The organism is Pseudomonas sp. R11-23-07 (assembly GCF_003852295.1).
Lineage (GTDB): Bacteria > Pseudomonadota > Gammaproteobacteria > Pseudomonadales > Pseudomonadaceae > Aquipseudomonas.
In genome coordinates, this window is sequence record NZ_CP027761.1 from 1,636,759 (window position 1) to 1,660,735 (window position 23,977).

The following is a 23,977-nucleotide window of genomic DNA, read 5'->3' on the forward strand; positions in this document are numbered from 1 at the left end:
ACGCCGCACCGGGCCAGCGCCAAAAATCGAGTCGTTCCACGATAAGCGTCGTTGGGGTTCAGGACAACATCGTTGCGAGATGTTGGTAAAAGATCCCACACTACAAAAAAACAAAGCCTACAGGAGCGACCCCGTGAGCCGCCTGCTATTGAATTGCGACATCGGCGAAAGCTTTGGCAACTGGACGATGGGTCTGGACGCTGAAGTCATGCCGTTCATCGACTGCGCCAACGTGGCCTGCGGCTTCCATGCCGGCGACCCGAGCATCATGCGCAAGACCGTCAGCCTGGCGCTCAAGCACGCCGTGCAAGTGGGCGCACACCCGGCCTATCAGGACCTGCAAGGCTTCGGCCGGCGCTCCATGAACTACACGCCCCAGGAAATCCAGGACCTGCTGCACTACCAGATCGGTGCGCTGGATGGGATCTGCCGGGCGCAAGGGGGGCGCGTCAGTTACGTGAAACCCCATGGCGCGATGTACAACGACATGATGGCCAACCCCGCACAGTTGCGCGCGGTAATCCAGGCCGTGGCCGCTTACGGCGACCTGCCGCTGATGTTGCTGGCCACGCGTGACAACAGCGCCGCCCAGGCCGTGGGCGATGAATACGGCGTGACCCTGTGGTTCGAAGCCTTCGCCGACCGCGCCTATGACAGCAGGGGCCACTTGGTTTCCCGCCAGTTGCCGGGCGCGGTGCACCACGACACCGAGACCATCGTCAATCAGGCGGTGACTATTTCCCGAGGTGAGGCCCTGAGCGCCAGCGATGGCAGCGCCTTGGTCTTGCAGGCCCACACGTTGTGCGTCCACGGTGATAACGCCAGCTCGGTGGCCGCGGTGCAGCGTATCCGCGAGGCGTTGAAACCAGCATGAAGCCACGGATTGAAGTGGTGGCCATTGACTGCCTGATGGTGCGGCTGTTCGATGTGATTGCCGAAGCCAACATGCCGTGGATGCTCGCCGCCACCCAGCGGTTGCGCAGCGGGTTCGGCGGTGCCTTGGTCGACCTGGTGCCGTCCTACACCACCTTGATGGTGCATTACGACCTCGCCACGCTGGCCCCGGCCGAGGCGCGGGCGTTGATCGACCAGGCGCTGACCGACCTGCAGCCTCAAGCCCAGGGCGGCGGCCGCTGCCATGTGCTGCCGGTGTGGTACGACCTGAGCGTCGGCCCGGAACTGACGCTGATAGCCCAGCGCAGCGGGCTTGCGGTGGCTGAAGTGATTCGTCGCCACAGCACTCACCTTTATCAAGTGTTCGCCCTCGGTTTCGCCCCCGGTTTTGCCTTTATGGGGCTGGTGGATGAAGTCCTCGCCACACCGCGCCTCAGCACCCCGCGCAAACGCGTGACGGCCGGCAGCGTGGGTATCGCCGAGCGGCAAACCGCCGCCTATCCGGTGGTGTCCCCCGGTGGCTGGAACCTGATCGGGCGCACCCCGGCCAAGCTGTTTGACCGCGAGCGCGACGGCTACAGCCTGATGCAGCCGGGCGACACGGTGCGCTTCGAGGCGGTCAGCCACGCGGAGTTCGTCAACCTGGGCGGCGATGACACGCCCTTGGAGGCACAGGCATGAGCCGCTTGTTGATCGAAGCCAGCACGCCGCTGTGCCTGTTGCAGGATGCCGGACGTTTCGGCGTGCGCCACCTGGGCGTGACCCAGGGCGGCGCGCTGGATTGGGTGTCGATGTCGTGGGCCAATTGGCTGCTGGGCAACGCGCTGGATGCGCCCGTGGTGGAAATCACCCTGGGCGGCTTTACCGTGCAGGCCGAGGACTACTGCCTGCTGGCCTTGGCCGGTGCAGACCTTGGCGCTTTTATCGACGAGCGCGCCATCAGCCCGGGGCGCAGTTTTATCCTGCAAAAAGGCCAGCGCTTGCGCTTTACCCAGCCGTTCAAGGGCGCGCGGGCTTACCTGGCGGCGCCGTGCGGGTTCGATGCGCCGCAGGTGCTGGGCAGCTGTGCAACGGTGGTGCGTGAGGAACTGGGCGGCGTCGACGGTTTGGGCAAGGCATTGGTCGAAGGCGGGCGCTTGGCTTATTCCGGCACGGGCGGGGCGATGAAGGTGCTGGCCAACCCGGATTTGCAATCCGGTGCTTCACTGGACGTAATCGTCGGCGCCCAAATAGGCCGGTTCAGCGGGCAGAGTTTATTCGACGCGTTCAACACCGAATGGGCGCTGGACAGCCGCGCGGACCGCATGGGCATGCGCTTGCTCGGCACGCCGCTGCACTATCAGGGGCCGTCGTTGATTTCTGAAGGCATTCCCTTGGGCGCGATCCAGGTGCCGCCGGATGGGCAGCCGATTGTGTTGCTCAATGATCGGCAGACCATTGGTGGATACCCAAGATTGGGGGCGCTCACGCCATTGGCGCTGGCAAGGCTGGCGCAGTGCCTGCCGGGGGAGAAGGTGCGCTTGGCACCGGTGGTGCAGGAAGTGGCGCATCGCCAGCACCTCGAATACTTGCGCCGATTTCAGTAACACTGCAGTCCAAAATGTGGGAGGGGGCTTGCTCCCGATAGCGGTGGCTCAGTCACAGATGTATAGACTGACACACTGCAATCGGGGGCAAGCCCCCTCCCACATTGGATGTGTGTTGAATGTGGGTTATTTGGACAAAAAACGCATACCTTCTTCCAACCCGCGCAACGTCAGCGGGTACATCTGGTCCTCCACCAACTCGCGCACGATCCCCGTCGACGCCGTATAGCCCCAGGTATCCTTGGGATACGGGTTTATCCAGATCAGCTTCTTGTACTTGGCCATAAAGCGCTGCATCCATACATACCCAGGCTCCTCGTTCCAGTGTTCGACGCTGCCGCCGGCCTGGGTGATTTCATAGGGCGCCATGGACGCATCGCCGATAAAGATCACTTTGTAGTCCGCGCCGTACTTGTGCAGCAGGTCCTGGGTGGAGGTGCGCTCCGAGGTGCGGCGCTGGTTATTCTTCCAGACCGACTCGTACACGAAGTTATGAAAGTAGAAGTACTCCAGGTGCTTGAACTCGGTCTTGCAGGCAGAGAACAGCTCTTCGCAGATCTTCACATGGGCGTCCATCGAGCCGCCGATATCGAACAGCAGCAACAGCTTGATGGTGTTGCGCCGTTCGGGGCGCATCTGGATATTCAACAGCCCGGCGTCGCGTGCGGTGTGGTCGATGGTGCCGTCGATGTCCAGCTCCTCCGCCGCGCCCTGGCGGGCAAACTTGCGCAGGCGGCGCAGGGCGATCTTGATGTTGCGCGTGCCGAGTTCCACCTGATCGTCGAGGTTTTTGTACTCGCGCTGGTCCCACACCTTCACCGCCTTGCCCTGGCGCTTGCCCGCATCGCCGACGCGAATGCCTTCCGGGTTGTAGCCGCCGGAACCAAAGGGGCTGGTGCCGCCGGTGCCGATCCACTTGTTGCCGCCGGCGTGGCGTTCTTTCTGTTCTTCCAGGCGTTTCTTGAATTCTTCGATCAGCTTGTCCAGGCCGCCGAGGGACTGGATCTGCGCGCGCTCTTCATCGCTCAGCGAGCGCTCGAACTCCTTGCGCAGCCATTCTTCGGGGATCAGCGCCTGCAAGTGATCGTCGAGCTTTTCCAGGCCATTGAAGTAGGCGCCGAAAGCCCGGTCGAACTTGTCGAAATGCCGTTCATCCTTGACCAGGATCGCCCGCGCCAGGTAGTAGAACTCGTCCATGTCGGCGAAGGTCACGCGTTGTTTCAGCGCGTTGATCAGGTCGAGCAGCTCACGCACCGACACCGGCACCTTGGCGGCCCGCATTTCATTGAACAGGTTGAGCAGCATCAGCGATTACCGCGACGGCTCATGAACGCCAGACGCTCCAGCAATTGTACGTCCTGCTCGTTCTTCACCAAGGCGCCTGCCAGCGGCGGGATGGCCTTGGTCGGGTCGCGCTCGCGCAGCACGGCTTCGCCGATATTGTCGGCCATCAGCAGCTTGAGCCAGTCCACCAGCTCGGAGGTGGAAGGTTTTTTCTTCAAACCGGGCACCTTGCGCACGTCGAAGAACACGTCCAGCGCTTCGCTGACCAGGTCTTTCTTGATGTCCGGGTAGTGCACGTCGACGATTTTTTGCAGGGTAGTGCGGTCGGGGAAGGCGATGTAATGGAAGAAGCAGCGGCGCAGGAACGCGTCCGGCAGCTCTTTTTCGTTGTTGGAGGTAATGATGATGATCGGGCGTTTCTTGGCCTTGATGGTCTCGTCGATTTCGTAGACGTAGAACTCCATCTTGTCGAGCTCTTGCAACAGGTCGTTGGGGAACTCGATGTCGGCCTTGTCGATTTCGTCGATCAGCAGGATCACCCGCTCCTCGGATTCGAAGGCTTCCCAGAGCTTGCCCTTTTTCAGGTAGTTGCGCACGTCGTGCACCTTGTCCACACCCAGTTGCGAGTCGCGCAGGCGGCTGACCGCGTCGTACTCGTAGAGGCCCTGGTGGGCCTTGGTGGTGGACTTGATGTGCCAGGTGATCAATCTGGCGCCGAAGGACTCGGCCAGTTGCTCGGCAAGCATGGTCTTGCCGGTGCCCGGTTCGCCCTTGACCAGCAGCGGACGCTCCAGGGTGATGGCGGCGTTGACGGCCAGTTTCAGGTCATCGGTAGCCACATAGGCCTGGGTGCCTTCGAACTTCATCGGTCATTCCTCGAATTCATCAATGCCCGACTATACCGCGCAGCCCCGGCGACTGTGAACGCAGACGGGCTATTCAGTCTCTGAATGGCCGGTCAGGCTCACTCCGCCGTTGGCTTGGGTTGTTCATAGCGCGCGTTGAACGCCTGGATGAAGCCGTTGCGCAGAATCGCGATCACCGCGGAAAACGCACTGACGTTTTGTTGATGCACGCTGCCGCTCAGCTCCACGCGGGTGGCGAACTGGTTTTTGCGCTGGTTCTTCAACACCGTCTCGCTGGCGCCGACCACAGCCTCCCAGATCGAGCGGAAGATGTTCTTGTCTTTGTTTTCCACGTCCTGCTGCCAGTCAAATACCTCGACATCGCGCAGCAGCGGCTTGATATAACCGCTCAGTTGGCCTTTTTCGGCCTGGGCTTCGATCACCACGTCGCCGGTGCCGGCCTTGAAGTCGAACTTGCCATAGGCCGAGGCAAAGTCATTCATGCGCTTGAGCTGCAGGTCGCGGGCGCGCAAGCGAAATTCGAACTCTTCGAAATCGCTCAGCGGGTCAAAGGTGGCGTTGGCCTCCAGGGGCGCCTGGCCTTGCAACAGCGCCTTGCCCTCGAAACGCGCATCGCGCTTGCCTTTGACGTCCACCACGTTGGTCAGGTTGTAGAAACTGGCGTTGACCCCGGTGGCATTGAGGTTGACCTTGGGCGTGGAGCTGAAGTTGTGAAACGAGATCTTGCCGTCTTCGATGCGCACTTCATTGAGGGTGATCGGCAGCAGCTTGCGCAGTTGTTCCTGCCAGTCGGTGCCTTTACCGGTCTGGGAGGCCTGCTTGTTGGCGCCACCGTCGACGAAATTGACCTCCGGCCGTACGAAATGCCCTTCGGCCACCACCGCATGGTCGTACCACAGCGAATGCCAGCTCACTGCGAACTCGATCAGCGGCGCCTTGATGAACGGCACTGGCACCTTGCCGTCGACCTTGACGATCTGCAGACCATTGATCCGGTAGGCGCCGCGCCATAAAGCCAGGTCCACATCGGCAATTTCGCCACGGTAGTCGCCCATATTGGCGAGCCTTTCATTCAAGTAGTTGCGCACCAGATAAGGCAGCGCGATGTGCACGGCAACCAGTACCAGCACCAGCCCGGCGAGGGTCCAGAGCGGCCAGCTGTAACGACGTTTCATGGGGCAGTCCTCCTTGCTCGTAGGTGATGGACTGTTGCAAGGGGCGCAACGTTCCTCCGACTGGACGCCTAGTGGCACGAGGCATACCCTTGGGACCTTTCTGGACATTGCCAAATAGGATCCGTCATGAGCCGCATCTTTGCAGACAACGCGCACTCCATCGGTAATACGCCCCTGGTGCAGATCAACCGCATCGCACCGCGCGGGGTCACCATCCTGGCCAAGATCGAGGGGCGCAACCCAGGCTACTCGGTGAAGTGCCGCATTGGCGCCAACATGATCTGGGACGCGGAAAGCAGCGGCAAACTCAAGCCGGGCATGACCATTGTCGAGCCCACCTCCGGCAATACCGGGATCGGCCTGGCGTTCGTGGCGGCGGCACGCGGCTACAAACTGCTGCTGACCATGCCCGCGTCCATGAGCATCGAGCGCCGTAAAGTGCTCAAGGCCCTCGGCGCCGAGCTGGTGCTGACCGAACCGGCCAAGGGCATGAAAGGCGCGATTGAAAAAGCCGCAGAAATTGTCGCCGCCGACCCAGGCACCTACTTTATGCCCGGCCAGTTTGAAAACCCGGCAAACCCTGCCATCCACGAGAAAACCACCGGCCCGGAAATCTGGAACGACACCGATGGCGCCGTCGATGTGCTGGTGGCGGGCGTGGGCACGGGCGGCACCCTCACCGGTGTGTCGCGCTATATCAAGCACACGGCGGGCAAGCCGATTCTGTCAGTGGCGGTGGAGCCGCTCGTGTCGCCAGTGATCACCCAGGCGTTGGCCGGCGAAGAGATCAAGCCCAGCCCGCATAAGATCCAGGGCATCGGCGCCGGTTTTGTGCCGAAAAACCTCGACCTGTCGATGGTCGACCGCGTGGAGTTGGTCACCGACGAAGAATCCAAGGCCATGGCCCTGCGCTTGATGCAGGAAGAAGGCATTTTGTGCGGCATCTCCTGTGGCGCGGCCATGGCGGCAGCGGTGCGCTTGGCCGAAAAACCGGAAATGCAGGGCAAGACCATCGTGGTGATCCTGCCGGACTCCGGTGAGCGCTACCTGTCGAGCATGTTGTTCAGCGATCTGTTTACCGAGCAGGAAAACCAGGCTTAAGTCTTTGTAGGAGCGAGGGGGACGCCTAGTTCTTGCTCGCGAAATCGCCAACGATAACGCGGGTTTGCTGGTTTAGCGCGGCGCTCTCAGGTTTTTCGCGAGCAAGCTCGCTCCTACACTAGAGGGCGACGTGGTGTTGATTCAGGTCAGCCGATTGGCCAAGGCCTTCTGCATAATGGCCCAAATGTTTATCATGGCCGGCTGTTACGTCTGCTGTTGGCCAGGCGCTTATTTCCAGGAGTTGCTGCATGACCTTTTCTTTGGCCGCCAAACTGTCGGTGTTGCTGCTGTTTATCGGCAGCACGCTGTATGTGCACCTGCGCGGCAAGGCCCGTTTGCCGATGCTGCGCCAGTTCGTCAACCATTCGGCGCTGTTCGCCCCATATAACGCCTTGATGTACCTGTTTTCCGCAGTACCGTCCAAGCCCTACCTGGACCGCAGCAAGTTCCCGGAACTGGACGTGCTCAAGGACAACTGGGAAGTGATCCGCGAAGAGGCCATGCACCTGTTCGACGAGGGCTACATCCGCGCCGCCGAAAAGAACAACGATGCCGGTTTCGGCTCGTTCTTCAAGAAAGGCTGGAAGCGCTTCTACCTCAAGTGGTACGACAAACCCTTGCCATCGGCCGAGGCCCTGTGCCCGAAAACCGTGGCGCTGGTCAGCAGTATCCCCAACGTCAAGGGCGCGATGTTTGCGCTGTTACCGGGCGGCAGCCACCTGAACCCGCACCGCGACCCGTTCGCCGGCTCCCTGCGCTATCACCTGGGGCTGTCCACGCCGAATTCCGACGACTGCCGCATCTTCGTCGACGGCCAGGTCTATGCCTGGCGCGACGGTGAAGACGTGATGTTCGACGAAACCTATGTGCACTGGGTCAAGAACGAAACCGATCAAACCCGTGTGATCCTGTTCTGCGACATCGAACGCCCGCTGAGCAACCGCCTGATGACCCGCGTCAACCGCTGGGTCAGCAAGCAGCTGGGGCGTGCCACCGCGCCGCAGAACCTCGACGACGAGCGCGTGGGTGGGATCAACCAGGCGTATGCCTGGAGCAAGACCTTCAGCGACAAGTTCAGCGGCCAGGTCAAGCAGTGGAAGCGCAAGCATCCCAAGGCCTACCGCATTGCGCGGCCGGTGTTGGCGGTGGTTGTGCTGGTATTGCTGTGGAAGTGGTTGTTCTGATCGGAGCGCGGTCAAAAATGTGGGAGGGGGCTTGCTCCCGATGGCGGTGTATCAGTCAGCTTATCTTTAGCTGACCCACTGCCATCGGGAGCAAGCCCCCTCCCACATTGGTTTTGCAGTGTTGCTCAGGAAGCGATCAACTGGCGCAGCACATAGTGCAAGATCCCACCCGACTTGAAGTATTCCACTTCGTTAAGCGTATCGATCCGGCACAGCACCTCGATCTTCTCGCTGCGGCCATCTTCCCGGGTAATCACCAACGTCAGGTTCATCCGGGGTTCGATCTCGGCATTCGTCAGCCCGAGGATATCGATCTTCTCCTTGCCGGTGAGCTTGAGCGACTTGCGGTTCTGGTCCAGCTTGAACTGCAACGGCAGCACGCCCATGCCCACCAGGTTGGAGCGGTGGATTCGCTCGAAGCTTTCCGCGATCACCGCCTTGACGCCCAGCAGGTTGGTGCCCTTGGCCGCCCAATCGCGGCTCGAGCCGGTGCCGTACTCCTGGCCGGCGATCACCACTAACGGTGTGCCCGATGCCTGGTATTTCATCGCAGCATCGTAGATCGCCATTCTCTCGCCGGTCGGGATATATAGCGTATTGCCACCTTCTTCACCGCCGAGCATTTCATTGCGGATCCGGATATTGGCAAAGGTGCCGCGCATCATCACTTCATGGTTGCCTCGGCGTGAGCCGTAGGAGTTGAAGTCCCGTGGTTCCACGCCTTGCTCACGCAGGTAGTGGCCGGCCGGGCTGTCGGTCTTGATGTTGCCGGCAGGGGAGATGTGGTCGGTGGTCACCGAGTCGCCGAGCAGGGCCAGCACGTTGGCGCCCTTGATGTCTTCGATCACCGGCAGCGGCCCGGCGATATCGTCGAAGAACGGCGGATGCTGGATATAGGTGGAATCCTTCTGCCACACATAAGTCGCCGCCTGCGGCACCTCAATCGCTTGCCATTGTGCGTCGCCGGCAAATACCTCGGCGTATTCCTTGTGGAACATGCCCGTGCTGACCTGAGCCACCGCGTCGGCGATTTCCTGGCTGCTGGGCCAGATGTCCTTGAGGTACACCGGATTGCCCTGCTGGTCGTTACCCAGGGGCTCGCTGCTGATGTCGATACGCACCGTACCCGCCAACGCGTAAGCCACCACCAAGGGCGGCGAGGCCAGCCAGTTGGTTTTCACCAGTGGGTGCACGCGGCCTTCGAAGTTGCGGTTGCCGGACAACACCGAGGCGACGGTGAGGTCGGCTTGCTGGATGGCTTTTTCGATCGGCTCGGGCAGCGGCCCGGAATTGCCGATGCAGGTTGTGCAGCCGTAGCCCACCAGGTCGAAACCGAGCGTGTCCAGGTAGTGGGTGAGGCCGGCCGCCTTGTAATAGTCGGTAACCACTTTCGAACCCGGCGCCAGGGAGGTCTTGACCCATGGCTTGCGCGTCAGGCCTTTTTCCACGGCCTTCTTCGCCACCAGCCCGGCCGCCATCATCACGCTGGGGTTGGAGGTGTTGGTGCAGGAGGTGATGGCCGCGATGACCACGGCACCGTTTTTCAGGCGATAGGTGTTGCCTTCGTATTCGTAATCGGCTTCGCCCACCAGGTCTGCATTGCCCACGGCGACGCCGCCACCGCCTTCGCTTTCCAGACGGCCTTCTTCCTTGCTGGTGGGTTTGAATTGCAGGTCGAGGAAATCACTGAACGCCTGGCCGACATTGGGCAGGGCGACACGGTCCTGCGGGCGTTTCGGCCCGGCGAGGCTGGCTTCGACGCTGCCCATGTCCAGGGCCAGGGTGTCGGTGAAGATCGGCTCCTGGCCGGCGTTGCGCCACAGGCCCTGGGCCTTGGTGTAGGCCTCGACCAGCTTGACCGTTTCCACCGGGCGACCGGACAGGCGCAGGTAGTCCAGCGTCACCTCATCGACCGGGAAAAAGCCGCAGGTAGCGCCGTATTCAGGCGCCATGTTGGCAATGGTGGCGCGGTCGGCCAGGGGCAGATCGGCCAGGCCGTCGCCATAGAATTCGACGAACTTACCGACCACGCCTTTTTTGCGCAGCATCTGGGTCACCGTCAGCACCAGGTCGGTGGCGGTGATGCCTTCTTTCAATTTGCCGGTGAGCTTGAAGCCGATCACTTCCGGGATCAGCATCGACACCGGCTGGCCGAGCATCGCCGCTTCCGCTTCGATCCCGCCCACGCCCCAGCCGAGCACGCCGAGGCCGTTGATCATGGTGGTGTGGGAATCGGTGCCCACCAGGGTATCGGGGAAAGCGTAGGTGCGGCCGTCTTCATCTTTGGTCCACACGGTGCGGCCGAGGTATTCCAGGTTGACCTGGTGGCAGATGCCGGTGCCCGGCGGCACCACGCTGAAGTTGTCAAAGGCGCTCTGGCCCCAGCGCAGGAAGGCGTAACGTTCGCCGTTGCGCTGCATTTCGATGTCGACGTTTTGCTCAAAGGCGTCGGCGTTGCCGAATTTGTCGACCATCACCGAGTGGTCGATCACCAGGTCGACCGGCGACAGCGGGTTGATGCGCTGCGGGTCGCCCCCGGCCTTGGCCACAGCGGCGCGCATGGCGGCCAGGTCGACCACGGCGGGCACGCCGGTGAAGTCCTGCATCAGCACGCGGGCGGGGCGGTACTGGATCTCACGGTCGGACCGGCGTTCCTTGAGCCAGGCGGCGATGGCCTTGAGGTCGGTGCCGGTGACGGTCTTGGCGTCTTCCCAGCGCAGCAGGTTTTCCAGCAGCACTTTGAGCGACATCGGCAGCTTGTCCAGGTCACCCAGGCTCTTGGCGGCTTCGGGCAGGCTGAAGTAGTGGTAGGTCTTGCTGTCTATTTGCAGGGTTTTAAGGGTTCTCAGGCTATCAAGGGATGACATTACATGACTCCTTTTGATCCGCACGGCCACGGACCTGACGGGACGAACAGAGCGTTCAACTTAGCGCGATTTTCATTAGCAGGCTAATAACTGGACTCTATGCTTAAGTCCAAGGTTCCGAACTCGGCTATCATGCGCGCGTTTTCATGACAGGTATTGCGATAGAGCAATCCCGTTGCCAGGAGATTCAATTGAACACCCTTTTTATGCACTGCCGCCCGGGTTTTGAAGGCGAGGTCTGTTCCGAGATCGCGGAACATGCCGCGCGCCTGAACGTTTCCGGCTATGCCAAGGCCAAGACCGGCAGCGCTTGCGCCGAATTTGTCTGCACTGAAGAAGACGGCGCGCAACGCCTGATGCACGGCCAGCGCTTCGCCGAGCTGATCTTCCCCAGGCAATGGGCGCGCGGGGTATTCATCGACCTGCCGGAAACCGATCGCATCAGCGTGATCCTCGCCCACCTGCGTGAATTCCCGGTGTGCGGCAGCCTGTGGCTGGAGATGGTCGATACCAACGACGGTAAGGAACTGTCGAACTTCTGCAAGAAATTCGAGGTTCACCTGCGCAAAGCCTTGCTCAACGCCGGCAGGCTGGTGGACGACCCGAGCAAGCCGCGCCTGCTGCTGACGTTCAAGAGCGGCCGCGAAGTGTTCATGGGCCTGGCCGAATCGAACAATTCAGCGATGTGGCCGATGGGTATCCCGCGTTTGAAGTTCCCGCGTGAAGCCCCAAGCCGCTCGACCTTGAAGCTGGAAGAGGCGTGGCACCACTTTATTCCTCGCGAGCAGTGGGACGAGCGCCTGCATGGCGACATGACCGGTGTCGACCTCGGCGCGGCCCCCGGTGGCTGGACGTGGCAGTTGGTCAACCGGGGCATGCTGGTGACCGCCATCGACAACGGCCCCATGGCTGAAAGCCTGATGGACACCGGCCTGGTGCAGCATTTGATGGCCGATGGCTTTACCTTCGTGCCCAAGCAGCCGGTGGACTGGATGGTCTGCGATATTGTCGAGAAGCCGGCGCGCAACGCGGCATTGCTGGAAACCTGGATCGGCGAGGGGTATTGCCGCGAGGCGGTGGTCAACCTCAAGCTGCCGATGAAGCAGCGGTATGCCGAAGTGAAGCGTTTGCTGGAGCGCATCGAAGACGGCTTCAAGGCACGCGGCATTCGGGTGGAGATCGGCTGCAAGCAGCTGTACCACGACCGCGAAGAAGTCACCTGCCATCTGCGCCGGCTGGTGGACGTCAAGAAATCGAGAAAGCACTGATCTCACTGTCAGGAGTGAACTATGAGCGTTGATTTACCCGTCGATGGCACCCTCGACGCCACCGGCCTCAATTGCCCGGAGCCGGTGATGATGCTGCACCAGCACATCCGCGACCTGCCTGCGGGCGGCCTGCTCAAGGTGATCGCGACCGACCCGTCGACCCGCCGCGATATTCCCAAATTTTGCGTGTTCCTCGACCATGAACTTGTCAGTCAACAGGAAGACGCCGGCACGTACCTTTACTGGATCCGCAAGAAAGCCGATTGACCGCCGAACCCTTGTAGGAGCGAGCTTGCTCGCGAAAAACCTGAGAGCGCCGCGTTAAACCAGAAGCGCTGCGTTATCGTTAGCGTTTTTCGCGAGCAAGCTCGCTCCTACAGGGCGCGCGTGAGCGCCTTGTCGGCGTGGATGCGTCGGCGTGCACTGCGCGCCAGGCGCACCAGCAACATGCCTGCCGCGCAGCTCAGGCCGACGATCAGGCCTTGCCACAAGCCGCTTGGGCCGCTGGGTTCGCCCAACCAGTCGGTCAGCCCCAGGGCGTAACCGACCGGCAAGCCCACGCCCCAGTAGGCGAACAGGGTCAGCAGCATGGTGACCCGGGTGTCCTGATAGCCGCGCAGCGCGCCGGCAGCGGTCACCTGGATCGAGTCGGAGAACTGGAACAACGCCGAGAACACGATCAGCATCGATGCCAGATGGATGACCACCGGGTCGGGGGTGTAGATCGCCGCAATCTGCTCGCGAAATACCAGCATCAGGCTGCAGGACAGGCAGGCATAGGCCAATGCGGTGCCCATGCCAACGCCGGCGGCGAAGCGGGCTTCACGCGGTTCGCCACGGCCCAGGGCCTGGCCGACGCGCACGGTGACGGCCATGCTCAGGGAGTAGGGGATCATGAACACCAGGGAACTGACATTCAGCGCGATCTGATGGCCGGACACCACGGTAGCCCCCAGGCTGCCCAGCAGCAGGGCGATCACCGCGAAGATGCTCGACTCGGCAAAGATCGCCACGCCAATCGGCAGGCCGATCCCTAATACACGCTTGATCACCGCCCATTGTGGCCAGTCGAAGCGCTTGAACAATTCGCTGCTTTGATAGGCCGGGCCCCAGCGGGTCCACCCGGCCAGGCCGAGCATCATCACCCACATCGCAATCGCCGTGGCCCAGCCGCAGCCTACGCCGCCCATGGCCGGCAGGCCGAGATGGCCGTAGATGAAGATGTAGTTCAGCGGAATGTTCAGTGCCAACCCGCACAAGCCCATGACCATGCTCGGCCGCGTACGGCCCATGCCGTCGCTGAAGCAGCGAAACACGTAATACAGCGCAATGGCCGGCATGCCGGCGGCGATGCCATGCAGGTAGCCCATGGACGGCTCGATCAGGGCCGGCTCGACCTTCATCGCATGCAACACCGGCTCGGCGCACAGCAGCAGCAGCGCACCCGCGATGCCGACCACCACGGCCAGCCACAGTGACTGGCGCACCAATGGCCCGATTTCGTTGTACTTGCCTGCGCCGTAGCGCTGCGCGACTTTCGGCGTGGTGGCCAGCAGGGTGCCGGTCATCAACAGGTAGACCGGGATCCAGATCGAGTTACCCAGGCCAACCGCCGCCAGATCCTGGGGGCTGACACGTCCGGCCATCACCGCATCGACAAAGCTCATCGCGGTGGTTGCCAGTTGGCCGATGATGATCGGCAGCGCCAGCGTCAGCAGGTCGCGCACTTCCCGGCTGATACGGGCGGGGCGGGTGAGGGTAGCGGTGGCAGTGTTCACGTACAGGTGTCCAATAAAAAGGCAGTCGCAAGGACGGCGGATTCTACGCTTTGACGCAACGGTCAGGAAAAAACCTGTGTTGCTGATTTGTAATGCGGTCTCGCAGGCACCTTGTAACCCCTGTGGGAGGGGGCTTGCTCCCGATAGCGGTGGTTCATCACAGATGCATCAACTGACCCACCGCCATCGGGAGCAAGCCCCCTCCCACATGGGATCCTCACAAGGCTGTACACTGCTGATCCGCCAAAGGAGCCTGCCATGCTGATTGTTGCCGACGAAAATATTCCGCTGCTCGATGCATTCTTCCAGGGGTTTGGCGAGATTCGCCGCGTGCCCGGCCGTTCCATTGACCGCGCCACGGTCGAGCAGGCCGATGTGCTGCTGGTACGTTCGGTGACCAACGTCAACCGGACCTTGCTCGAGGGCACGAAGGTGGGGTTTGTCGGCACCTGCACCATCGGCACCGATCATCTGGACCTCGATTACTTCAGGCAGGCCGGTATCCAGTGGTCCAGCGCACCCGGCTGTAATGCCCGGGGCGTGGTGGATTATGTGCTGGGCAGCTTGCAGACCCTGGCTGAAATCGAAGGCGCCGACCTCAGCCGGCGCACCTACGGCATCGTTGGCGCCGGCGAGGTCGGCGGGCGGCTGGTCCAGGTGCTCAAGGGCCTGGGCTGGAACGTGCTGGTGTGTGATCCGCCACGGCAGATCGCCGAAGACGGCGATTACGTGAGCCTGCAGCAGATCATCGAGCAGTGCGATGTCATCAGCCTGCACACGCCGCTGACCAAGTCCGGCAATGGTTCCACCTGGCATCTGTTCGATCGCCAGCGCCTTGCGCAGCTCAAGCCCGGCACCTGGCTGATCAACGCCAGCCGGGGCGCGGTGGTGGACAACGCCGCGCTGCGCGATGTGTTGCTGGAGCGCGAAGACCTGCAAGCCGTGCTGGACGTGTGGGAAGGCGAGCCGCAAGTGGATGCCGACCTGGCTGACCTGTGCGTGCTGGCTACGCCGCATATCGCCGGCTACAGCCTCGACGGCAAGCAGCGCGGCACGGCGCAGATCTACCAGGCGTTCTGTGCGCACCTGGGCCAGGAACCGAGCATTCATTTGCGCGACCTGCTGCCGCAACCGTGGCTGGCCGAGGTGCACTTGAACGCGTCGACCGACCCGGCCTGGGCGCTGGCGACCTTGTGCCGCAGTGTGTACGACCCACGCCGGGACGATGCGGATTTGCGTCGCAGCCTGGTAGGAACGGTAGAAGAGCAGCGCAAGGCATTCGACCTGTTGCGCAAGCATTACCCGGAGCGTCGTGAGATTGACGGCTTGAAGGTGCGCATCAACGGTGAGTCGGCCGTGTTGTCGAACATCGTGACCGCACTGGGCGCGGTCTGCGTTTAAACACCCAATAAAAAACCCGGCCACCTGGGCCGGGTTTGCAAGAGCGTCGGCGCTTCAGCCTTGCTGTGCAGGCTTGACCAGGCGCTGTTCCAGTTCGCTGCAGGCTTGCTGGATCATTTCTTCGGTAATCTGCACTTCGCGGCCCTTGGCATCGATGTACGAGCAAGGCAGCTCCTGCGGTTGGCGGATCACTTCGATTTTGGCATCGCTGCTGTTTTGCAAGGTCATGGCCTGTCTCCTCATCAGGTTGTGTACCTACTTTAATTCCCCCGCGTGACCGAGCTATTACAACTCCATACACGACCATCGGTTCGAACACCCAGTCCACCAGAAACCGGCACATATTTCCAGATCAGTCTTAGACCGATAGCCTCTAGCGGCTTCCATCGGCGGGCATAATTAACCTGACTCATTGCTATTTGCCCAAGTTCCCCCAATGTTGATCAATAGTCTCCTCATTGGTGAAGCCCTAAATGTTCTCAGTCCGACAACGCCGCGCGATTCGCCTGGCCAGCCGCTTCATTGCGCCCTACCGCTGGCAGGCGCTGGGTGCCCTGCTGGCGCTGATCGTTACCGCTGGCATCACCTTGTCCATGGGGCAGGGTATCCGCCTGCTGGTCGACCAGGGTTTCATGACCCAGTCACCGCACCTGCTCAACCAGTCCATCGCGCTGTTCATGGTGCTGGTAGTGGGCCTGGCGGTGGGCACGTTCACGCGCTTTTACCTGGTGTCGTGGATCGGCGAGCGGGTGGTGGCGGATATTCGCCGGCAGGTGTTCAACCACCTGATCTATCTGCATCCGGGCTTTTACGAGAACAACCGCAGCTCGGAAATCCAGTCACGCCTGACCACCGACACCACGCTGCTGCAATCGGTGATCGGCTCATCGCTGTCGCTGTTCCTGCGCAATGCCCTGATGGTCATCGGCGGTATCGTGTTGTTGTTCATCACCAACCCCAAGCTCACCAGCATTGTCGTGGTGGCGTTGCCACTGGTGCTGGCGCCGATCCTGATCTTTGGCCGGCGCGTGCGCAGCCTGTCGCGCCAGAGCCAGGACCGCATCGCCGATGTCGGCAGCTATGTGTCCGAGACCCTGGGCCAGATCAAGACCGTGCAGGCCTATAACCATCAGGTGCAGGACGAGCAGCGTTTCGCCCTGACCGTGGAAGAGGCGTTCACCACCGCCCGCAAACGCATCCTGCAACGTTCCTGGCTGATTACCCTGGTGATCATGCTGGTGCTCGGTGCCGTGGGCGTGATGTTGTGGGTCGGCGGGATGGACGTGATCAGCGGGCGCATTTCCGGTGGTGAGCTGGCGGCGTTCGTGTTTTACAGCCTGATCGTCGGCGGCGCTGTGGGCACCTTGAGTGAAGTGCTTGGCGAGCTGCAGCGGGCCGCCGGTGCGGCGGAGCGGATTGGCGAACTGTTGCAGTCGAGCAACGACATCCAGGCGCCGGCCAGCGGCAGCGTACCGTTGCCGGAACGGGTCAGCGGGCGCATGGAGCTGCAGGACCTGCGCTTTTCCTACCCGTCACGGCCAGAAAGCTACGCCATCGACGGCCTGAGCCTGCGCGTCAACCCTGGCGAAACCCTCGCCTTGGTGGGGCCTTCCGGCGCAGGCAAATCGACGCTCTTCGACTTGCTGCTGCGCTTCTACGACCCCCAGCACGGCCGCATCCTGCTCGAAGGGCAGCCGCTGACCGCACTCGACCCGCTGGACCTGCGCCGCCACTTCGCGCTGGTATCCCAAAGCCCGGCGCTGTTTTTTGGCAGCATCGAAGACAACATCCGCTACGGTAACCCGACGGCGACCCGCGAGCAGGTCGAAGCCGCAGCCCGCATCGCCCATGCCCATGACTTTATCCTGCAAATGCCCGATGGCTACCAGACCCACCTCGGCGACGGTGGCCTGGGCCTCTCCGGGGGGCAGCGTCAACGCCTGGCCATCGCCCGCGCGTTGCTGGTAGACGCACCCATCCTGCTGCTGGACGAAGCCACCAGCGCCCTCGATGCCCAGAGCGAACACCTGATCCAGCAAGCCCTGCCGCAATTGATGCAGGGCCGCACCACCCTGGTGATTGCGCACCGCCTGGCCACGGTGAAGAACGCCGACCGGATCGCGGTGATGGACCAGGGCAAGCTGGTAGCCGTGGGCACACATCAGCAGTTGATTGCGAGCAATCCGCTGTATGCGCGGTTGGCGGCGTTGCAGTTCAGTGAGGGTGTGCAAGTGCAATGATGCTGCGGTATGGCTACGCCTTAGGGCATCATGTGGTTTTTCGCTAATGATCTGGATGAGGATATGAGCCGTTATCAACCTCCGTTGACGCTGACGACAAAGATGCTGGCTCTGGTGGCCAATATCAGTGAGCAAATCGGCCAGCTCTCAGTCGGTGACGATAGCCGCCAGACGCCTCAGTTGAGGCGCGGTAACAGGATTCGTACTATTCAGGCTTCGCTCGCCATCGAGAACAATACGCTCAGCATCGAGCAGGTCACTGCTGTCCTGGAGGGAAAGCGGGTATTGGGGCTGCCACGGGAAATCCAGGAAGTGCGCAACGCGTTTGCAGCCTATGAAGCGATGCCGCAATGGACGCCGAGCGATCGTGCCGACCTGCTGAAAGCCCACGAACTGCTGATGTTTGGACTGATAGACGATGCCGGACGGCTTCGCCAGTCAGGCGTCGGCATTTATCGTGGCGAACAACTGGTGCATATGGCGCCGCCTGCGAGCCGCGTGGCGCACCTCATCGATGACTTGCTGCAGTGGCAGTCAGTTTCAGATTGGCACCCTTTGATCGCCAGTTGCGTATTCCATTATGAATTCGAGTTCATCCACCCATTTGCAGACGGTAATGGCCGCATGGGGCGGCTCTGGCAAACGTTGATACTCAGCCAGTGGCGCCCGGTGCTGGCTTACCTGCCAGTGGAAGCAGTCATCCGGGATCAGCAGGATGCCTACTATGCGGCGCTTTCGGCGGCGGATCAGCAGGCAGAAGCGACACCTTTTGTAGAGTTCATGTTGCAAGCCCTGAATCTGGCGTTGGCCGAGGCGGTGTAACAACTTCATAAAAAATGCCCGCATAACGCGGGCATTTTCTTGTCGCTTCAAACTTAGCGCTTGAAGCTCCCTCCGTTACTGATCATCAAAGTACCGCTCATGCCAATCCACCAACGGCTGCGGTGAATTGAGCTTCTGCCCGTAGATCACCGAATAAGACAGCACGTTCTGCACATACTGACGGGTCTCGTCGAACGGGATGCTTTCCACCCACACGTCGAAACTCAGGTGGTCCGCACCGCGTAGCCATTGCCGTACGCGGCCGGGGCCGGCGTTGTAGGCGGCGGAGGCGAGCACGCGATTGCCGTTGAATTGGCTGTGCACCTGGCTCAGGTAGGCGGCGCCGAGCTGGATGTTTTTGTCCGGGTCCAGTACCTGGGCCGGGGAGGCCAGGGGAATGCTGAACTTGCGCGCGGTTTCCTTGGCCGTCCCGGGCATCAGCTGCATCAGGCCGCTGGCACCGACGCCGGAGCGGGCGTCGTCCATGAAGGCGCTTTCCTGGCGGGTAATCGCGAACACCCAGCTTGAATGCAGGCCGCGCACCTTGGCTTCGCGCACCAGGGTGTCGCGGTGGGCCATCGGGAAGCGGATGTCCAGGTCGTCCCAGTATTGTGCCTGGCTGATCGTGCGGATCGCCGGGAAGTACCACTTCATGTCGTAGGCCAGCTTCGCCTGCGCGACCATTTCGTCACGGTTGAAGTGACGGCTGACGTGGTACCACTCGCGGCGGCCATCGACGATCTGGCCACGAGCGTAGAACTCCAGGGCCCGGCGCACGCCTGGGGTATTGCGTACTTTATTGACCAGCGCCTGGCTCATCACCAGCGGCTTGTTGTTCAACTGGTAAGGGGTCTTGGAACGGTCCGCGGCGAGGAAACCGTAGAAGTCGCGTTCCTTTGCCACGTTTTTATACAGCACCAACGCCTGCGGGTTTTTCGGTTCGGCCAGCTCCAGGCTGCGTGCCTGCCAGTAGCGCCAGCGGTTGGTGGTGGCCAGATCCTGCGGCAGCTTGCGGGTCAACTGGTACGCATCTTCCCAGCGCGCCAGGCGCAACAGCAGGCGCAGGCGCCATTCGGAGACGGTGTTGTCGCGCAGCTCCGGGTCGTACTTGGTCATCACGTCCAAGGCGCGAGGATCGTACCGGCGTGCCAGGGTCAGGCCGATTTCTCGGGCGATCGAGACTTTTTCGTCACGGGAGAAGTGCATGCTGCTGGCGTAGCCGTCCAGCAGGGCCATGGCCTTGTCCGGGTCCTGGCGTGCGAGGCGACGCAGGCCCAGGCCTACGGCGTCAGACATGGCCTCGGTGGCCGGCAGGAAGCGCGACGGGTCGCTGAGCATATCGGGCTTTTGCGCCACGTCGATCATCAGGCGGCCTTGTGCGCCGAGCGTTGGCAGGGTTTTCACCAGGCTGTTGGCCAGCGCGTAGTTGCGCGCTTCGGCGGCGAGCTTGGCGCGGTCCCAGATTTTTTGTTCGGTCAGCTGACCATCAGACGCCCACTGGCCAAAGGTCGCATCACAGGCCGCCGGTTGGGTTTTGCCGGTCATCCACAGCTTTTCGGCGGTCTTGTAGCCTTCGGCCTTGAGGTTGTGGGTCAGTTGGAACTGGCCGTGCAGGCAGTCCAGCTCGACGAAATTGAGCTTGGCATCGTAGTACTTTTCAAAGGTCTGCCAGTCACCGCGTTCGGCCAGCCAGCGTAACCAGCGCAGCTTCATCCAGTTGGCCTGGGGCAGGTCGCCGTTTTTGGCGAGGAACTGTTCGATTTCCTGGTTGCTCGCGGTTTTAAGACGCGCGGTCAGTTCGTCATAGGCCAGGTACGGCGTCAGCGGGTAGTCGGCCAGGGCCTGGCTGTATTGCATGTACGGGCCGCTGTCACCCTTGGCCAGGGCGCGTTTGGCTTCATCGTAATATTGACGTTGGGTGGTGAGGTCCACGGCCTGGGCAGATTGAACGGCGGTGGCGGAGAGAAGCAGGCAGGATAAAAAGTTGAAAAGGCGACTGCGCATGAGACGTCCGTGCAGAGAAATCACGACTAGCACCGGCACCGCCGACACTGATTGCCCCTAGCTTAGCCTTTTGCCAGCGGCCGGCGAAAGCTTTGCCGGCCGGTTGGTTCAAGTTCGCGGCAAATGTCCTGCAGAACGTGTCGGCAGCGAAAATGCTGGCCGCATCCCACCCTCAACTCAGGTAGAATGCGCGCCCAGTTTTTGGAGAAGTGTATGACCCTGCTCAAATTCAGCGATGTGTCCCTTGCTTTCGGCGCTATGCCGTTGTTGGACAAGGTGTCCTGGCAGATCGCCCGTGGTGAGCGGGTGTGCATCATCGGCCGCAACGGCACCGGCAAGTCCAGCATGATGAAGCTGGTAAAAGGCGACCAGAAGCCCGATGAAGGCTCTGTCTGGCGTGCCCCAGGCCTCAAGATCGGCGAATTGCCGCAGGAATTGCCGGTAGCCGACGAGCGGACAGTGTTCGACGTGGTTGCCGAAGGCCTGGACGGCGTTGGCGAATTGCTTGCGCAATACCATCACCTGGCGCAGAACTGCGTCACCGAAGCCGACCTGGACAAGCTGATGCACGTCCAGCAAGACCTCGAAGCCCGTGACGGCTGGCGCCTGCAGCAACTGGTGGACAGCACCCTGAGCCGCCTGCAATTGCCCGCCGACAAGACCCTCGCCCAATTGTCCGGTGGCTGGCGTCGGCGCGTGCTGCTGGCCCAGGCGTTGGTGTCCGAGCCGGATCTGCTGCTGCTCGACGAACCGACCAACCACCTGGACATCGGCGCTATCGCCTGGCTCGAAGAAGCCCTCAAGGATTTCCAGGGCGCCGTGCTGTTCATCACGCACGACCGGTCCTTCCTGCAGAACCTGGCCACGCGCATCCTGGAGCTGGACCGCGGTGGCCTGATCGACTGGAACGGCGACTACGCCAGCTTCCTGGTGCACAAGGAAGCTGCACTCTCGGCTGAAGAGACCGCCAACGCCCTGTTCGACAAGAAGCTGGCCCAGGAAGAAGTCTGGATCCGCCAGGGCATCAAGGCGCGCCGCACCCGCAACGAAGGCCGCGTGCGTGCGTTGAAAGCGCTGCGGGTTGAGCGCAGCGAACGGCGTGAACGCACCGGCAAGGCCAATATCCAGCTCGATACCGCCGACAAGTCGGGCAAGCAGGTGATGGTGCTGGAGAACGTCAGCTTCCATCACCCGGAAGGCCCGTTCCTGATCAAGGACTTCTCCATGGTCCTGGCGCGCGGTGACCGTATCGGCCTGCTGGGCGCCAACGGTACCGGCAAGACCACCTTGCTCAAGCTGATGCTCGGCGGTCTGCAGCCGACCAACGGCACGGTGGAAGAGGGCACTCGCATCGACGTGGCCTACTTCGATCAGCTGCGCCACCAGTTGGACCTGGAAAAAACCGTGATCGACAACGTTGCCGAAGGCCGCGACTTTATCGACATCGACGGCCAGAGCCGCCACGTACTCAGCTATCTGGGCGACTTCCTGTTCAGCCCGCAACGTGCGCGTACACCGGTGAAAGCCTTGTCCGGTGGCGAGCGTGCGCGCCTGCTGCTGGCCAAGCTGTTCAGCAAACCGGCGAACCTGCTGGTGCTCGACGAACCGACCAACGACCTCGACGTGGAAACCCTCGAGCTGCTGGAAGAGGTCTTGCTGACCTTCAACGGCACCGTGCTGATGGTCAGCCACGACCGGGCATTCCTCGACAACGTGGTCACCAGCACCCTGGTCTTCGAAGGCGAGGGCAAGGTGCGCGAGTACGTCGGTGGTTATCAGGACTGGCTGCGCCAGGGCGGCTCGCCGCGCCTGCTGGGCGTAACCGAGAGCAAGTCCGGCAAGGCCGACTTGACCTCCGCAGTCGTCGCGCCCGTGGCCGCTGCTGCTCCGGCACCGGAAGCTGCACCCTCTGCGAAGAAAAAACTCAGCTACAAGCTGCAGCGCGAGCTGGAAGCGTTGCCGGGCGATATCGACGCCAAGGAACAACAGATCGCCGCGGTGGAAGCGCAAATGGCTGACGCGGGTTTCTACCAGCGTCCGGCGGCGGAAACCGCTGCGGTCATCGCTTCCCTGGAGACGTTGAACCAGGAGTTGGAAGCACTGGTTGAGCGTTGGGCCGAGCTGGATGGCTGAGTGACCTTCGCACAATGAAAAAGCCCGGCGCTCTTATGAGCGCCGGGCTTTTTTATATGAAATGCGGTCAACATGTGGGAGGGGGCTTGCTCCCGATAGCGGTGTATCAGTCACCAGATGTATCAACTGACAGACTGCTATCGGGGGCAAGCCCCCTCCCACATTGGATCTACGGCGTTCTTACGTATTTTTTACCAGCTTCACCGCCAGCACATCGCACGGCGCGCCGTGCAGTACATCGTTGGCAGTAGAACCCAGCAACAACGCCAAACCGTGACGACCATGGCTACCCACCACGATCAAGTCGCAAGCCTTTTCCTTGGCCAAGTGGTGGATTTCCTGGCGCGGTTGGCCGTATGTCAGGTGGCAGTCTTCCTTTTTCAGGTGCGGGTATTTGAGAATCAAACGATCCAGGCGCTCCTTGGCCTGGTCAAATTGTTGTTGCTGCAACTGGGAGAGGTCCATCGGCACGTCACCGCCAAAGGCCATGGCCATGGGCTCGACGATATGCACCAACGACAGTATGGCGCCATTGGCCAATGCAGATTCCTGCGCGCGCTTGATCACTGGATCGCACTCTTCGGTCAGGTCGACGGCGACCAGAATATGTGTGTAGGGCATGGGGCGTTCCTCCAGGGGACTGCAATAAATTCAGTATGGCTGCTTTCGAGCGGATCGGCTTGCGTCAGATCAAATCCGCTCATCAGGAAATTCGGGGGTACACATATGACGGTCTGGATAGTGGTGTCAATCCTTGTGGTGGTCCTGAGCCCTCTGGCATGGCTGCGTCCATCGCGCCATCAGAGCGGGCGCATGGCCCTGCGCATGGAGGCGCGCCGCATCGGGCTGGCCATGCAACTGGCGCCCCAGGAGTGGCCGCACTGGCTTAAGCAAGAGCCGCCGAGCCCCTGCGCGCAGTATTGCCGACCACGACGCGGCAGCACGCCGGCCCTCTGGAGTTACTGGCAGTTGGAGCCGGGTGTGTGGGTCAATCAATGGCGCGAGGTCTGCGTGGATGAAAAGTTGTTGCCGTATTTTTCGACGCTGCCGGCCAATGTGTACAAGGTCGAGGCCGACAAGCAAATGATCGCCTTGTATTGGGGCGAGAAGGGCGAGGCGAGCGTGTTGAAGGATATTGATGCACTGCTCAAAGCCCTGGCCTGACATAACCCACTCATTGTAGGAGCGAGCTTGCTCGCGAAAAACCTGAGAGCGCCGCGTTAAAGCTGAGGTAGCTGCGTTATGGTTGGCGATTTTCGCGAGCAAGCTCGCTCCTACAGAAAAACCGGAACGCCGGGCAATAAAAAGCCCGACTCATCATCGGGCTGGAGTTGGCCAGGCAGGCCGGTAGATCTTCAAGTTGCCGTTAGCCTA

Annotated in this window: 19 protein-coding genes and 1 pseudogene; 12 read left to right on the forward strand and 8 right to left on the reverse strand. The window is 61.5% G+C overall.

The features are described from left to right. Positions 1-133: 133 nt before the first annotated feature. From C4J84_RS07420 to C4J84_RS07430, 3 genes are read left to right on the forward strand one after another with little or no spacing between them, the layout of a single operon-like run. Entirely contained in the window at positions 134-874 is a 741-nt protein-coding gene (locus tag C4J84_RS07420; protein WP_124370020.1) for a 5-oxoprolinase subunit PxpA, read from the forward strand. Then, positions 871-1,575 (forward strand): 5-oxoprolinase subunit PxpB, encoded by a 705-nt coding sequence (gene pxpB, locus C4J84_RS07425; protein ID WP_124370021.1) that lies wholly within the window; start codon positions 871-873, stop codon positions 1,573-1,575. The genes C4J84_RS07420 and pxpB overlap by 4 nt, the downstream gene beginning before the upstream one ends. After that, a complete protein-coding gene (locus C4J84_RS07430; protein WP_124370022.1) occupies positions 1,572-2,480 on the forward strand; it encodes a biotin-dependent carboxyltransferase family protein in 909 nt (302 codons plus the stop codon). Before pxpB ends, C4J84_RS07430 begins: the two co-directional genes overlap by 4 nt. 126 nt (positions 2,481-2,606) lie before the next feature. Here C4J84_RS07430 and C4J84_RS07435 read toward each other — a convergent pair whose 3' ends face one another. The 3 genes from C4J84_RS07435 to C4J84_RS07445 all read right to left on the reverse strand — a co-directional run bounded on the left by C4J84_RS07435 (position 2,607) and on the right by C4J84_RS07445 (position 5,805). Next, positions 2,607-3,785, reverse strand: a complete 1,179-nt coding sequence (locus C4J84_RS07435; RefSeq protein WP_032892863.1) for a VWA domain-containing protein — start codon at positions 3,783-3,785, stop codon at positions 2,607-2,609. Continuing rightward, positions 3,785-4,630, reverse strand: coding sequence for a MoxR family ATPase (locus C4J84_RS07440; protein ID WP_003189627.1), 846 nt, complete (start codon positions 4,628-4,630; stop codon positions 3,785-3,787). The genes C4J84_RS07435 and C4J84_RS07440 overlap by 1 nt, the downstream gene beginning before the upstream one ends. Positions 4,631-4,728: 98 nt before the next feature. Next, on the reverse strand, positions 4,729-5,805 hold the full coding sequence (locus tag C4J84_RS07445) for a DUF748 domain-containing protein (protein ID WP_124366254.1): 1,077 nt from the start codon (positions 5,803-5,805) through the stop codon (positions 4,729-4,731). Between the two features lie 126 nt (positions 5,806-5,931). Between C4J84_RS07445 and cysK the strand changes: the two genes are divergently transcribed. Further along, a complete protein-coding gene (cysK, locus tag C4J84_RS07450; protein ID WP_124361781.1) occupies positions 5,932-6,906 on the forward strand; it encodes a cysteine synthase A in 975 nt (324 codons plus the stop codon). 248 nt (positions 6,907-7,154) lie between these two features. After that, positions 7,155-8,090: an aspartyl/asparaginyl beta-hydroxylase domain-containing protein gene (locus C4J84_RS07455; RefSeq protein ID WP_124370023.1), complete on the forward strand. Its 936-nt coding sequence runs from the start codon at positions 7,155-7,157 to the stop codon at positions 8,088-8,090. A gap of 125 nt (positions 8,091-8,215) precedes the next feature. Here the strand turns inward: C4J84_RS07455 and acnA are convergent, their stop codons facing one another. After that, entirely contained in the window at positions 8,216-10,957 is a 2,742-nt protein-coding gene (gene acnA / locus C4J84_RS07460; RefSeq protein ID WP_124370024.1) for an aconitate hydratase AcnA, read from the reverse strand. 191 nt (positions 10,958-11,148) lie between these two features. On the opposite strand from acnA, the gene rlmM reads away from it, so the two are divergent. Then, positions 11,149-12,225: a 23S rRNA (cytidine(2498)-2'-O)-methyltransferase RlmM gene (gene rlmM, locus C4J84_RS07465; protein ID WP_124366258.1), complete on the forward strand. Its 1,077-nt coding sequence runs from the start codon at positions 11,149-11,151 to the stop codon at positions 12,223-12,225. A 21-nt stretch (positions 12,226-12,246) separates the two neighbouring features. Then, positions 12,247-12,492 carry a sulfurtransferase TusA gene (gene tusA, locus C4J84_RS07470; RefSeq protein ID WP_124370025.1) on the forward strand — a complete coding sequence of 82 codons (246 nt, stop codon included), beginning with the start codon at positions 12,247-12,249 and terminating at the stop codon, positions 12,490-12,492. Between the two features lie 107 nt (positions 12,493-12,599). Here the strand turns inward: tusA and C4J84_RS07475 are convergent, their stop codons facing one another. Beyond that, the gene (locus C4J84_RS07475; RefSeq protein WP_124370026.1) at positions 12,600-14,003 is read right to left on the reverse strand and encodes an MATE family efflux transporter; all 1,404 of its coding nucleotides are present in this window, start codon (positions 14,001-14,003) and stop codon (positions 12,600-12,602) included. 258 nt (positions 14,004-14,261) lie between these two features. Between C4J84_RS07475 and pdxB the strand changes: the two genes are divergently transcribed. Then, a complete protein-coding gene (gene pdxB / locus C4J84_RS07480; RefSeq protein WP_124370027.1) occupies positions 14,262-15,404 on the forward strand; it encodes a 4-phosphoerythronate dehydrogenase PdxB in 1,143 nt (380 codons plus the stop codon). A 54-nt stretch (positions 15,405-15,458) separates the two neighbouring features. Here pdxB and C4J84_RS26245 read toward each other — a convergent pair whose 3' ends face one another. Then, positions 15,459-15,632: a PA1571 family protein gene (locus C4J84_RS26245; RefSeq protein ID WP_164485237.1), complete on the reverse strand. Its 174-nt coding sequence runs from the start codon at positions 15,630-15,632 to the stop codon at positions 15,459-15,461. A gap of 245 nt (positions 15,633-15,877) precedes the next feature. Between C4J84_RS26245 and C4J84_RS07485 the strand changes: the two genes are divergently transcribed. Both C4J84_RS07485 and C4J84_RS07490 read left to right on the forward strand, forming a co-directional pair. Continuing rightward, on the forward strand, positions 15,878-17,644 hold the full coding sequence (locus C4J84_RS07485; protein WP_124435116.1) for an ABC transporter transmembrane domain-containing protein: 1,767 nt from the start codon (positions 15,878-15,880) through the stop codon (positions 17,642-17,644). A 63-nt stretch (positions 17,645-17,707) separates the two neighbouring features. Next, positions 17,708-18,463: pseudogene (locus C4J84_RS07490) on the forward strand (Fic family protein); the annotation flags it as partial. A gap of 78 nt (positions 18,464-18,541) precedes the next feature. Here the strand turns inward: C4J84_RS07490 and C4J84_RS07495 are convergent. Further along, the gene (locus C4J84_RS07495; RefSeq protein WP_124366264.1) at positions 18,542-20,470 is read right to left on the reverse strand and encodes a transglycosylase SLT domain-containing protein; all 1,929 of its coding nucleotides are present in this window, start codon (positions 20,468-20,470) and stop codon (positions 18,542-18,544) included. A gap of 213 nt (positions 20,471-20,683) precedes the next feature. On the opposite strand from C4J84_RS07495, the gene C4J84_RS07500 reads away from it, so the two are divergent. After that, complete coding sequence (locus C4J84_RS07500) at positions 20,684-22,603, forward strand: ATP-binding cassette domain-containing protein (RefSeq protein WP_124435118.1); 1,920 nt, start codon at positions 20,684-20,686, stop codon at positions 22,601-22,603. Between the two features lie 180 nt (positions 22,604-22,783). Here the strand turns inward: C4J84_RS07500 and C4J84_RS07505 are convergent, their stop codons facing one another. After that, positions 22,784-23,224, reverse strand: a complete 441-nt coding sequence (locus C4J84_RS07505) for a universal stress protein (protein ID WP_104502144.1) — start codon at positions 23,222-23,224, stop codon at positions 22,784-22,786. A 105-nt stretch (positions 23,225-23,329) separates the two neighbouring features. On the opposite strand from C4J84_RS07505, the gene C4J84_RS07510 reads away from it, so the two are divergent. Then, on the forward strand, positions 23,330-23,767 hold the full coding sequence (locus C4J84_RS07510; protein WP_124403416.1) for a hypothetical protein: 438 nt from the start codon (positions 23,330-23,332) through the stop codon (positions 23,765-23,767). Positions 23,768-23,977 lie beyond the last annotated feature (210 nt).